Origin of the sequence: Mycobacterium sp. SMC-17 (genome assembly GCF_045310915.1) — a bacterium.
Classification (GTDB): Bacteria; Actinomycetota; Actinomycetes; order Mycobacteriales; family Mycobacteriaceae; genus Mycobacterium.
In genome coordinates this window covers 1-12,365 of the sequence record NZ_JBJIAK010000086.1, presented here as the reverse complement: position 1 = coordinate 12,365, position 12,365 = coordinate 1, and the positions used below count along the sequence as shown (strand labels likewise).

Annotated in this window: 10 protein-coding genes; 8 read left to right on the top strand and 2 right to left on the bottom strand. The window is 64.8% G+C overall.

Annotated elements, in window-relative coordinates; translation table 11 throughout:
• Window positions 1-189: 189 nt before the first annotated feature.
• The gene (locus ACJH7A_RS29220) at window positions 190-840 is read right to left on the bottom strand and encodes a TetR/AcrR family transcriptional regulator C-terminal domain-containing protein (RefSeq protein WP_244872785.1); all 651 of its coding nucleotides are present in this window, start codon (window positions 838-840) and stop codon (window positions 190-192) included.
• 65 nt (window positions 841-905) lie between these two features.
• On the opposite strand from ACJH7A_RS29220, the gene ACJH7A_RS29215 reads away from it, so the two are divergent.
• Window positions 906-1,862: a PDR/VanB family oxidoreductase gene (locus ACJH7A_RS29215; protein WP_346414539.1), complete on the top strand. Its 957-nt coding sequence runs from the start codon at window positions 906-908 to the stop codon at window positions 1,860-1,862.
• Between the two features lie 7 nt (window positions 1,863-1,869).
• Complete coding sequence (locus ACJH7A_RS29210; RefSeq protein ID WP_406776074.1) at window positions 1,870-2,541, top strand: MSMEG_1061 family FMN-dependent PPOX-type flavoprotein; 672 nt, start codon at window positions 1,870-1,872, stop codon at window positions 2,539-2,541.
• Window positions 2,542-2,707: 166 nt separating this feature from the next.
• Here the strand turns inward: ACJH7A_RS29210 and ACJH7A_RS29205 are convergent, their stop codons facing one another.
• Window positions 2,708-3,022, bottom strand: coding sequence for a hypothetical protein (locus ACJH7A_RS29205; RefSeq protein ID WP_212806792.1), 315 nt, complete (start codon window positions 3,020-3,022; stop codon window positions 2,708-2,710).
• A 672-nt stretch (window positions 3,023-3,694) separates the two neighbouring features.
• On the opposite strand from ACJH7A_RS29205, the gene ACJH7A_RS29200 reads away from it, so the two are divergent.
• The 6 genes from ACJH7A_RS29200 (at window position 3,695) to ACJH7A_RS29175 (ending at window position 12,291) form a co-directional block, all read left to right on the top strand.
• Window positions 3,695-4,576: a 1-acyl-sn-glycerol-3-phosphate acyltransferase gene (locus tag ACJH7A_RS29200; protein ID WP_212806793.1), complete on the top strand. Its 882-nt coding sequence runs from the start codon at window positions 3,695-3,697 to the stop codon at window positions 4,574-4,576.
• A gap of 43 nt (window positions 4,577-4,619) precedes the next feature.
• A complete protein-coding gene (locus ACJH7A_RS29195) occupies window positions 4,620-6,623 on the top strand; it encodes an ATP-binding cassette domain-containing protein (RefSeq protein ID WP_406776088.1) in 2,004 nt (667 codons plus the stop codon).
• Complete coding sequence (locus ACJH7A_RS29190) at window positions 6,620-7,474, top strand: energy-coupling factor transporter transmembrane component T family protein (protein ID WP_406776073.1); 855 nt, start codon at window positions 6,620-6,622, stop codon at window positions 7,472-7,474. The genes ACJH7A_RS29195 and ACJH7A_RS29190 overlap by 4 nt, the downstream gene beginning before the upstream one ends.
• 1,008 nt (window positions 7,475-8,482) lie before the next feature.
• Window positions 8,483-9,184 (top strand): response regulator transcription factor, encoded by a 702-nt coding sequence (locus tag ACJH7A_RS29185; protein WP_212814657.1) that lies wholly within the window; start codon window positions 8,483-8,485, stop codon window positions 9,182-9,184.
• 97 nt (window positions 9,185-9,281) lie between these two features.
• Complete coding sequence (locus ACJH7A_RS29180; RefSeq protein ID WP_244881341.1) at window positions 9,282-10,700, top strand: cell wall metabolism sensor histidine kinase WalK; 1,419 nt, start codon at window positions 9,282-9,284, stop codon at window positions 10,698-10,700.
• Between the two features lie 55 nt (window positions 10,701-10,755).
• Entirely contained in the window at window positions 10,756-12,291 is a 1,536-nt protein-coding gene (locus ACJH7A_RS29175; RefSeq protein WP_406803210.1) for a glycosyltransferase family 39 protein, read from the top strand.
• The last annotated feature ends 74 nt before the right edge of the window (window positions 12,292-12,365 follow it).

The following is a 12,365-nucleotide window of genomic DNA, read 5'->3' as shown; positions in this document are numbered from 1 at the left end:
TCGACTACCGGCCTACCCCTGGTTCCCACCCGCCAATTCTACAATTAATCAACTAATTTACGGCGCAGGACACTAGTGGCGCATTGATTAAGCCCGTTCCTGCGAAACCAACTACGACCGACGCAGAGCGGGTCGGCATGATCATTCACACTCAGCGCAGTGAGTCGTTGTATCCGCTTCTGGCGCCGGTCACGAACGGTCTGCGCCGGAACGCATTCCGGCCATGAGCAGACTCAAGCCGTAGTCGAATCGCGCGTCGAAGTCGAGCAGCTGCACGACGGGGCCGGACGCGAGGTGTGGGAAGTCTCCCGAGCGGACGACACCCTCCAGCGTCTCGGTCTCGCCGCCGGCGGCGCCCTGCTGTTCAAGGACTTCACCAAGGACGTAGCAGAACAGCGAGCTGGCCGCCCACAACGCATGTTCGCGGGCCAGGCCGCCGGCCCGGACACTGCCGACGAGCGTATCGATGAAGGTCAGGTTGGCCCGCTTGGCAGCATAGTTTCCGCCGACGATCCGCGCCCCGTCGCGCTGTGACAGCAGTGCCGAACGCAGACCCCCTGCAAGGCTTTTGACGCGATCGACCCAATCCGGGTGGTCCAGGCGCGCATTGTCGAGCGCCTTCGCCAGGATCGCCTCGGCCATCTCGTCGATGAGGGCGTCCTTGCCGTCGACCAGTCGGTAGATGGTCGGGAGGTGGGCCCGCAGCCGGTCGGCCAGCCGGCGCATGGTCAGCGATTCCAGCCCGGACTCGTTTACCAGTGCCAGGGCTTCCCCGACCACTCGGTCCACCGACAGGTTGGCGAGCGCCACACGATCGGGGCCAGTCGAGGCGGTTGACACGTTAACAATGTTAACACTACGCTCCGACCTGCGATTAACATTGTTAATGCGAAGGAGGGCGTGGCGTGGGCAGCGAACTGGGAGCCGATGGGATTGGCGTCGCGGTCCGGCAACTCCGATGGGAGGCCGACGGTGTGGTGTCCGTGCAATTGCAGCCGCGTTGTGGCGAGCTACTGCCAGCCTGGGAACCCGGAGCGCACATCGATCTGCTCCTGCCCACCGGCATCCAGCGTCAGTACTCGTTGTGCGGGCCGGTCGGTGAGCGCTCGTACTACCGCATCGGGGTGCGCCGGGAACGGACCAGCCACGGCGGCTCCGAGTACGTCCACGCGTTTCTGCGTCCAGGACAACAACTTACGGTCGCCGGCCTGCGGAATACATTCGAGCTGCGTCCGGCCGCCTCGTACATCTTCGTCGCCGGCGGCATCGGCATCACCCCTATCCTCCCGATGCTCCGTCAGGCCGAATCCTGGGGCCTGGACTGGAAACTGCTCTACGGTGGGCACACCGCCGCCTCGATGCCGTTCGCCGACGAACTCGGCGAATACGGAACGCGGGTGAGCTTCTACGCCTCTGACGCCGACGGTCGCATCCCTCTCGGCGAGCATTTCGCTCGGGTTCAGCCCGGGGCGCAGATCTATGCCTGCGGCCCTGCAGCACTGCTGTCGGCGCTGCAGGACGCCACCGCCCATTGGCCGACGGACAGTCTGCATCTCGAGCGCTTCAAACCAGGCAAGCGGACGGCATCCGCAGACGCTCCGGTCGAAGTGGTGTGTGCAGCGTCAGACAGGACCGTCAATGTCGAAGCGGGCCAAAGCATTCTCGCCGCACTCGACAATGCCGGGGTCAAGGTGCCGTCGTCGTGCCGATCCGGGATCTGCGGGGCGTGTGAGACCGCCGTGCTCGAGGGCGTCCCCGACCACCGCGACGACATCCTCTCGGAGTCCGAGCGCGCCGCCAACGACCGCATGTTCATCTGTGTTTCGCGCGCCCAGACTCCCCGACTCGTTCTCGATGCTTAGGTAATCCATGCTGAAATCAACAGGTACAGCGGCAGATTCGTACTCCCCCATCTCCATGGAGCGGGTGAGGGAGATCGTCGGATACCCGGAGAGGTTCATCGCCGAGAAGAAGGAGCCGAAACTCGGTGAATTCTCGGCTCGCTTCATCGCGCACAGCCCGTTCTTCTGCATGGCCACCGTCGGCGCCGACGGTCAGCTGGACACCAGCCCGCGGGGCGACCCACCCGGTTCGGTGCGGATCCTCGACCCGTGGACGCTCGCCATCCCCGACCGGCCGGGCAACAAGCTCGCTGATACCCACGAGAACATCACCGAGCATCCCGCGGTGGGACTGGTCTTCTTCGTGCCGGGCATCCGCGAGGTGATCCGGGTGAACGGGGACGCGTTCGTCACCGATGACCCTGAATTGCTCGAGATGCTCAGCGCCGACGGCAAACCCGCGGTGTTGGCCACCATCGTGCGCATCCGCGAGGTGTTCGGGCAATGCGGCAAGGCCGTCATCCGGGCCAAGCTGTGGGAAGGTGACAGCCGCGGACTGGCCGACGCTGTGACATTAGGCGGGGACTTCTACACCCTCACGATCACCGAGAGCGCGGCGAAGATGGCTGAGAAACTCGGCGACCTGGCGGGGTCACTCCACGCGGTGATCGACGTTCATTACGAGAACGAGTTGTACTGACCTCAGACCGCAACCGGGCAGCTCGGCCACCCGCCGAGAAACCCACGGTGGTGCCCAAGTTGGTCGCACCCAAGCGTCTAGATCACCGGCTGGAGCTGGAATCGGGGCGTTGGTGGCCCCGTGAGTGCCTTGCCTCTTCCGGCTGAGGACTTACGACAGGGCACGCCTAGTGAAACAGACTGAGGTTGAGGCTTGGGAGGGATAAGCCAGGCATGCCCAATGACAGCGGGACCGACAGGTTCACGTTGGGCGCCGGCAAACTCGACAGGTTGATCGGCGGAAAGCCACCCAGGCTCCAATCATCGCCCCAGTCAAGACCGTTGGTGTTGTTACGTGCCGTCTTCCCGGAGCGGGAATGGCCGGCCTGATTGTCCTGGTTGACCGTATCGGGCGAGGCCTGTGCAATGCCGACACCAGTCAGCGAAATAGCGAGCGCAGCGGCTGAAATGACGGTACTTCGGGTGATCAGTTTGATTCTCATGCGGCAGGGACCTCCCTCGATTGGCTGCCGTGCTGGGCAAAACGTAGCCGCCGACTCTGGGAAATCCGTATCGACGTCATAGGAGTCGGCTATGCCTACCCCGGATCCCGAGTTTCCGTATCGTCGCTGTACGGCCGAGGCGCCATACAAAAGCCTCTACCGACTCCAGAAGATACTGTCCAACAACGGTATTCACTGGAATCTAGCACTCACGGAGTCTTGCCAAGAAGATCGACCACATGCGCACGGACTTTGCGACTCCGCGAGTTTCGTTGCCTGACACCCAGCAGCCTGCGCCAGAGCTGCTGGACCGCACCAACTTTCGTTCACCCCAAACAACGGTCCCATTATGGCGTGGCGATTCAGCGGCCAGGACAGACTCGCGACATTCGACCGTGACGATGGTCATGGGTAGGGCCGGCTGTGACTCAAAACCAGCTGTATTCATACGTTTTCGCAAGCAATGTCCTAGAGGTTTGATGGATTCGGCCGATAGCTTCACGTCCGTACTGGGCAGCGGGTCGGGGCCGGCGAAGTTCCCGGGCCACACCGGTCGCACCAGGCACCGAGGTCGCTGCATCTCGGCAATCCCACGGCCTGCCTCACCCGCCATCGGGCCAAATCGCCGCCTGGTTCGGCAAATCGACACCTGGATCGGAGCACATCATCGTCATGACAATCCACTACACCGCTGAAGAGAACCTCGGTCAACCAGCGCGGGTACAGCTACTGCGCCGGGTTCTGGGGTCGGTCAGCGATGCCGCCGAACCCATCGTCGACCTGATGCGCCCTTACGTCGAAGGGCTCGAGAGCCTGCCGGCCGACGGCCGATTTCTGTTGGTGGCGAACCACACTCAGAGCTTCATCGAGGTGCCGCTGATCCTGCACTACGTGCGGCGCGGCATCGGGACGCGGGTGCGGCCGCTGGCAGAGCGGGGTATCGGCAAGATGGGCGGCCCCATGGGAGATGTGGTCGCCGCCGTCGGCGCCGTGGTCGGATCTCCGGAAAACGCCCAGGAATTGATGCGGAACAACGACACAATTCTGGTGTTTCCCGGCGGCGGCCGCGAGCTCGCCAAGTTCAAAGGCGAAGAGAACACCATCAACTGGCTCGGCCGAGCGGGCTTCGCCCGCGAAGCCATCATCGGCGGCTACCCGATCGTGCCGGTGACCCTGGTCGGCGGCGACGACATGTACCAGCATCTGTTCACCCGCGACAGCATGCTGGGCCGGCTCAGCATGACGATCAGCGAGAAGATCACCGGCCGTCCGAACATGCCGATCCCGCTGATGCGAGGGATCGGTCCCACTCTCATCCCACGGCCGCAGCGCATGTACCTGAGGTTCGGTGCCCCCATCACCACGACCAAACCCGCCGATGTCTCCGGTGAGACATGGATCGCCACGGTCAAGGAGACCACCCAGGAAGCGCTGGAAACCAGCTTCGTCGACCTTCTGAGCGTTCGCGCCGCCGACCCCTACCGCGCATTGAATCCGCTGGCGTGGCCCCGTGCCGCACGCCCGGTCAACATGAGCGACGACGCCCGTGGCTAGCCGAGTTCGCACCGAAGGCCGCGCCGGCCTGCTCCCCGGGGAGATGGCACACGCCGCGACGGTCGCTGCGGCCTCAGCAGGCCTGGCGATCTCGACAGCCGTGGTGCCGGTGACGGCATTCCTGGCCTTGGCCGCCGTCGTGCCGATCGGGCTACTCGCTCACCGCCACCGGCTACGGGTATTGATCACCGCTGCCATCGCCGGTGCGATGATCGCATTCCTCATCATTGGTGTGCCCGGCGCCATTACCGTGCTGTCCTGCGCCTACATCGGAGGGCTGGCCGGCATCGTCAAACGCCGCGGCGGCGGTATCGTCACCGTCGCCCTCACCGGTCTCACCGCAGGCGCGGTCCTCGGGACCGTCACAGCCGGCATCTTGCTGGTGCTGACGCCGTTGCGGTCGCTGATCTTCAGCGCCTTGAACGCGACGACGAACGGACTGGTTGCCGCCCTACACGCCGTTCCCGCCCTACGTGACCTCGGCGACGGCTTGGCGCACCTGACCTCGGCCGGATTCAGAGCCTGGCCACTGCTGCTAACCGGCTGGATGGCGGCCGTCGTGACGCTCGTGTCTGTCATCGGCTGGTGGATCATGTCCGGTGTCCTGCGGCGCCTCGGCGGGATCCCCGACGTCCACAACCTCGACCCGCCCCCGGCCGACCTGGCCGGGGCCGCCCCCGCCCCGCTGCCGATGCATCTGGACCACGTCAGCTTCCGGTATCCCGACGCCGAACACGACGCGCTGGCGCCGACCAACTTCACCGTCGATGTCGGCGAGCGTCTCGCCGTGGTCGGTGGCAACGGGTCCGGCAAAAGCACACTGGGACGCATTCTCGCCGGCGCCGAACCCACCACCGGCGCGGTCCACCGGCCCGGTGCAGTCGGCCTGGGCCGCATTGGAGGCACCGCTGTGGTGCTGCAACACCCGGAGACACAGGTGCTGGGTATGCGGGTTGCTGACGACGTCGTCTGGGGCCTGCCCCCGGACACACCAGTGGACGTTGATGCAATCCTGCACCGGGTAGGTCTGGCCGGGATGCGTGAGCGCGCGACAAATGGCCTGTCCGGAGGTGAACTGCAGCGCCTGGCCGTGGCCGCTGCGCTGGCCCGCTCGCCGAAACTTCTGGTAGCCGACGAAATCACCTCAATGGTGGACCCCGAGGGCCGTGAAGCGCTGCTGGCGGTGGTCGACGGCCTGACCGCACACCAGCAAATGTCAGTCGTCGAGATCACCCACTACCGCGACGAAGCCGAGAGCGCCGACTGGGTCATCAGCCTGTCCGGAACCGGAAATGACACCGCAATGGTGTCCACCGTCGCGGCACCCGCTTCAGCCCCGGCCGCTGTCGGTCGCCTGCCCGCGGCAACCGGCGTGCCCGTCCTGCGACTGGACGGCGTCAGCCATCAGTACGCGACGGGCACCCCATGGGCACACACCACGCTGTCCGACATCAACCTCACTGTGCACGAGGGCGATGGCATCTTGATCCACGGCGGCAATGGGTCCGGCAAGTCGACGCTGGCATGGATCATGGCCGGCCTGACAGCGCCCTCCGCAGGATCGGTCCAGATCGATGGCCAACCCGCCGCCGAACAGGTCGGCACGATCGCCATCGCCTTCCAAGCAGCGCGCCTACAACTCATGCGGCCGCGGGTCGATTTGGAAATCGCATCCGCCGCAGGATTCGATGCAGATGAGACGGATCGCATGGTGGCCGCGCTGGCCAGTGTCGGCCTGGACGCCGCACTCGCGCGGCGCCGCGTCGATCAACTCTCCGGCGGACAGCAGCGCCGACTGGTGCTCGCGGGCCTATTGGCCCGCAGGCCCCGGGTGCTGATCCTCGACGAGCCCCTCGCCGGCCTGGATGCTGGCAGCGCACGCGATCTCGTGCAGCTGCTGACCGACCTGCGCCACACCACCGGATTGACGATCATCATGATCTCGCACGACTTCCTCGGCCTGGACCAGTTGTGCCCGCGAGTGCTACGCCTGCACAACGGCGCGATCGAGACTCCAGTGTCGCCCGCGACGGGAGCATCGTCATGACACCCCGTACGCAAGACAAGCCTCGGGGCCCGAGGCCGTTGGTGCTCATGCGACCCGTCCCGGGAACAAGCCCGGTCCACTCGTTGTGGGCCGGCACCAAACTCATCGTCGCCATCGCCGTCGCGGTGATGCTGGCCATCGATCCCAGCCCCCTCCCGATCGCCGCGGTCGGCGTCCTGGACCTGGCGGCCATCTGGCTCGCACGCATCCCGAGGACCGCCTTTCCGTCCGTACCGCCGCCGGTATGGGCAGTCGTCTTGATCGGCTCCGCGATCCTCCTGTCCGCAGGCGGGCCCCCGTTCATCGTCATCACCGGCCTGCATGTGGGACTCGGTGGCCTGCTTCAATTCCTGCAACTTGCGGCATTGACCATCGTGCTGTTGCTCACAGGTGCGGTGCTCTCTTGGACCACTGACGTCGCCGATGTCGCGCCGGCCATCGCGACACTGGGCCGCCCATTGCGCCGACTGGCTATCCCTGTCGACGACCTCGCGGTGGCCCTGGCCTTGGCACTGCGGTCGTTCCCCATGCTGATCGACGAATTCAGGGTCGTGAACGCGGCCCGCACCTTGCGGCCCGCACCAGAGCTGAGCGGGATACGACGGGTGCGACAGCGTATCCGCGACGGTGTCGACCTGATAGCCACCGTCACTGCGATGATGTTTCGCCGCGCCGACGAAATGGGCGATGCGATCGCCGCCCGAGGTGGAACCGGACAACTCACCGCCGGCCGCACCAAACTCCGCCGGTCCGATTGGGTAGCACTGGCGATCGCCGGCGCCGTCTGCGCCACTGCCCTCGGTCTCGATGTGACCATGGGCGGCATCGGCGGTCCGCCGGGCCGTCACTAGGGTTGGGGACCAGCCTGCGCGGGCATCCCTGGATATCACCGGTACTCAGCGATCAATGAATCACGTTGTTGCCGAACGTCTTTCGTCTCGATGCGTCTTCTGGCCGCTCGGTGCACCGCCACATCCGCCGGATATCGGCGTATCCAATCGCGGAAGGTGATCACTCCGCGATTGTCGAAGAGTTTTTATGAATTCCCGGCCGCGATGATTATTCGTTCTCCGATTACGCCGTCGCCGAACGCGCGACGGTCACCAATCGCTTTACCCGGTCAGACGGACGGAAGACGACAGCCAAAACTGATACGACGGCCCTAATCGACCGACAGTTTCTGCCTATGTTCGCCGACTACCGTCGATTCCGTCGCCCACCGAATTTGGCAGAGGAGAAGGACATCGTGAAGAAGTCACGTCTAGTAGTCGGATCAGTGGCCGTATGTGCCGGATTGGCCTTCAGCGCAATCGGATTCGAAACGGCAACGGCCGGCGCGATGCCACCGCCCCCACCCGGACCGGGAGCCCCGGGGGCACCGGGAGGGTGTGTTCTGCTGCTGCCGTGTGTCGGTCCACCTGCGCCCCCGCCTCCAGCGCTTGGAGTACCGAACATTCTCGGGATTCCATTGCTTCCACCGCTATAGGCCGACGGTGAAAATGGGAGGCCTGGATCGATCTCCTGATCCAGGCCTCCCGCATTCGTTCGACCAAATGAATGGACGACGCGCAGGGGGTTTCATGAACCCGACTGCTGGTACTTCCTAGAGATGCCCGACGAGATGCGGCGGACCAAGCAAGTACTCCCGGGCCAAGGCGGGACCCGACCGATGTTGGGGAAGTCACGCCAGACAATCAACAATCAACTACCACCTGAACGCTGTGTTTCATAGGTCATCCATAGGTCAACCACAGATCGTCGCTAATCCGGTTGGCAACAATGACGCGATGCGACACTCGCCAGACGCCTACGAGGCGACCCGTCGGCCACAAGCCACCGGCCCTGCAGCTCCGGCCCCGATGACTCGCCACGACGGCAGCCCGATCGAGGTGCTCGTGGTCGACGATGAACCGGCACTCGGCGACCTGGTCGCCATGGCGCTGCGCTACGAGGGCTGGCTCGTCACGGCAGCATGCGACGGTGCATCGGCCATCAAAAAGGCCGCCGACGAGAAACCCGACATCGTGGTGCTCGACATCATGTTGCCCGACATGAGTGGCCTCGACGTGCTCCACGAACTGCACCGCATCCGCCCAGAACTACCAGTGCTGCTGCTCACCGCGAAAGACACCATCGAAGATCGCATCGCTGGATTGTCCGCGGGCGGAGACGATTACGTCACGAAGCCGTTCAACGTCGAAGAAATGGTCCTCCGCATGCGGGCACTGGTTCGCCGGTCCGGCATCGGGTTTGCCGCCGACAGTGCTCAACTCGTCGTCGGCGATCTGGTGCTGGACGAAGACAGCCGCGAAGTAACCCGTGCGGGAGCGGAAATCAATTTGACCGCAACTGAATTCGAAGTTCTTCGGTTGATGATGAACAACCCGAGACGGGTACTTACCAAAGCCCAGATCCTCCGCGCCGTATGGGACTGGGATTTCGAGGGCCGCTCCAACGTTGTCGAGCTGTACATCTCGTACCTCCGCAAGAAGATCGATGCCGACCGCACGCCCATGATCCAAACGGTCCGCGGGATCGGCTATGTCCTCAAACCTCAGTGACATCGTGGTGGCGGACCCTGCCCCATCATCGCGATGTCGCTGGAATTGCGCGCCGCGTACATGGACGTTGCGGAGCCGCCTGATCGTCGTGGTTGCGGTGCTCGGAGCAGGACTGTGCACCGCTGTCGGAGCCGCCACCCTGGTTGCGCTCCGGCACTTCCTCATCAACCAACTCGACAGCCAGGTTTCCGACGCCGAATCGCGGTCCGTAACGTTCTTTGAGTTCGGACCGCCGCCATTCCTGCGATTCTCCGGTCCCGGGCCGATGTTTCTCGATGCGCCCGGTCAATCGGCAGGCACCGTGGGCGCCATCATTTCGGGGCCCGGTCAGAGTCAGGCGGCAGTCATCATGACCAGCGGCGATCGGCGCTCCGTCAGCCCTGCGGCACTGACACAGCTAGAGCGAGTTCCCCAGGGGCACAAGGTGAGTGCCTACCTCGACGGTCTGGGCCTTTACCGCCTTACCGCGCAGCAGTCCCGGGATACGGTTGTGGTGGCAGGCCTGCCAGTATCGGGAGTACAACAGACGCTGGGATCGGTCACCTGGATGATCGGTGGGTTCTCTGCGGTGGCGCTGGCGGCGGCGATCGCCGCTGGGAGCGCGATGATTCGCCGTGAGCTCGTCCCGCTGTCACGGATGTCCGAAGCCGCGCAACACGTTGCCGAACTTCCGTTACACGAAGGCGACGTACGACTTCCGTCCCAGATCGAACCGGTCAACGCCGACGCTGCGCATACAGAGGTGGGCCGGCTGGGCACCGCCCTCAACCGCATGGTCGACCGGGTAGCCGACGGATTGGCCACCCGCCACGCAAGCGAGACCCGCGTACGCCAGTTCGTCGCCGACGCCAGTCACGAATTGCGTACGCCGCTGGCCTCCATCCAGGGCTACACCGAGGTGGCACGGCGTTTGGTGGCCGAGAGGCCTGATGCGCGACGCGACGATCTGGTCTACGCGCTCACCCGGGTCCACGCCGAGTCCCGGCGCATGAGCCAGTTGGTCGAGGACATGCTGCTGCTGGCCCGGCTGGACGCCGGCCGCCCACTCGAGAACAACGACGTCGACCTATCCCAAATGGTCATCGACGCCGTGAGCGACGCCCACATGGCGGGGCCTGAACATCGTTGGGCCCTAGACCTTCCAGACCAGCCTGTCGTTGTGGTCGGTGACCGCCAGCGGCTGCACCAGGTACTGGCCAACCTGCTATCGAACGCCCGCGTCCACACCCCCGCCGGCACCAAGGTGGCCACCACACTCGCCGTGGGCGACGACGGATCAACAACACTGACGGTGGTCGACAGCGGCCCCGGAATTCCGCCCGATCTACTGCCGGAAATCTTCGAACGCTTCGCCCGCGGCGACGAATCCCGCTCACGAGCGGCAGGCAGCACCGGCCTCGGATTGTCCATCGCCCAGGCGGTAGCTCAAGCCCACGGCGGCACAATCTCAGTCAACAGCGGCCCGAACGGGTCTGCGTTCACGGTGACGCTGCCGGCACGCGGCACACAGTCATAGCCGCGCCCCACAGTTGCCCAACGATCTTCCCAGGTAAGTCACAGAAGATGAGCGCATGCTGCAGAACCCGACGTTGCATCCGGCACGACTGCCGCAGGCCGCTCGTTCACAGTCCGACCCGCGGTGGGCGCGCACAGCGCTCGCCGGCCTATTGGCGGCCACCGCGGTCTTGTGGACCGTGACTCTCGGCCGAATGGGTTGGGCCAACGCCTTTTACGCCGCGGCCGTGCAGGCAGGCGCGCAGAGCTGGAAGGCATTCCTGTTCGGCTCGTCGGATGCCGAAAACTCCATCACCGTGGACAAGCCGCCCGCATCGCTGTGGCCGATGGAGCTCAGCGCCCGAATCTTCGGCGTCAACACCTGGTCGATACTGCTACCACAAGTGCTGATCGGCCTCGCCTCCGTCGCGCTGCTGTATGTGATCGTCCGCCGGCAATTCGGTGCGGTCGCGGGCCTGATCGCCGGCGGCGCACTGGCTTTGACGCCTGTGGCCACCCTGATGTTTCGCTACAACAATCCGGATGCCCTGCTGGTGTTGCTCATGATCGGCGCGGTTGGCGCCCTACTGCGCGCCGTCGAGGACGGCCGCACGCGGTGGCTGGCGTTTTGCGGCGCACTGATCGGATTCGGTTTTCTGACAAAGCAATTGCAAGTCATGCTCGTGGTACCCGCGTTGGTCCTCACCTATCTGATCGCCGGGCCGACCCGGCTGCGTACCCGGGGGCTGCAACTGATCGCAGCGCTGCTGTCGATGGTCGCGGCGGGCGGTTGGTGGGTAGCCCTGGTCGAGTTGATCCCGAGCCGCAGCCGGCCCTACATCGGTGGTTCGACCGACAACAGCTTCCTGAACCTGACGTTCGGATACAACGGAATATCTCGGCTCAGTGGCAGCCACGGCGGATTACCGGAGCTACCCGCCGGCGCGGAGTTGCCGCCAGGTAGTAAGCACGGCGGCTTCCCATTCGGTTCCGATCCCAACATCCTGCGGTTGTTCACGGGCGCGTCCGGGGCACAGATATCGTGGCTTCTGCCGGCCGCTCTGATCTTCCTCGTCGCGGGAATAATCCTGTGCGGCAGGGCGTCCAGAACCGAGCCGCAGCGAGCTCAGTACCTGGTCTGGGGCGGCTGGCTGCTCGGCACCGGCGTCATCTTCAGCTTCATGTCCGGCCTCTATCACGACTACTACACGATGGCGCTCTCCCCCGCCATTGCCGCACTGGTCGGCATCGGAGCCACCGAGCTTTGGCGACGCCGAGCCACCATGTGGATCGGTCTCACCCTGGCAGCGACGATTGCACTGACCACGGGCTGGTCTTGGGTACTGCTGAACCGCACACCGGATTTCGCGCCGTGGCTGCGTTGGCCGGTGGCGGTGATCGGCGCCGGCGCCGCGCTGATCCTCGTAGCCGATGTACTGCGCGGCATCCCGTTCGGATCGTGGGCGGCCCCACTTGCTGTCGTCGCAGTGCTGGCCGGTCCGCTGGCCTACTGTGTAGAGACCGTAGCCACCCCGCACAACGGCGGTATCGTGACGGCCGGCCCGCAGCTCAGCAGCCAGCACTTCCCCAGCATGCCACCCGGCTTCGATTGAACCATCCCGCGTTTGATGCGCACCTCCTTCCTTGGGAAGGTGCATGTCATGCCGAGCAAGTACGACCCGGAGAC

Coding starts and splice junctions, on each gene's coding strand:
- ACJH7A_RS29185 (WP_212814657.1), top strand. CDS start 8,483: ATGACTCGCCACGACGGCAGCCCGATCGAGGTGCTCGTGGTCGACGAT.
- ACJH7A_RS29200 (WP_212806793.1), top strand. CDS start 3,695: ATGACAATCCACTACACCGCTGAAGAGAACCTCGGTCAACCAGCGCGG.
- ACJH7A_RS29175 (WP_406803210.1), top strand. CDS start 10,756: ATGCTGCAGAACCCGACGTTGCATCCGGCACGACTGCCGCAGGCCGCT.
- ACJH7A_RS29190 (WP_406776073.1), top strand. CDS start 6,620: ATGACACCCCGTACGCAAGACAAGCCTCGGGGCCCGAGGCCGTTGGTG.
- ACJH7A_RS29205 (WP_212806792.1), bottom strand. CDS start 3,022: ATGAGAATCAAACTGATCACCCGAAGTACCGTCATTTCAGCCGCTGCG.
- ACJH7A_RS29195 (WP_406776088.1), top strand. CDS start 4,620: ATGGCACACGCCGCGACGGTCGCTGCGGCCTCAGCAGGCCTGGCGATC.
- ACJH7A_RS29210 (WP_406776074.1), top strand. CDS start 1,870: ATGCTGAAATCAACAGGTACAGCGGCAGATTCGTACTCCCCCATCTCC.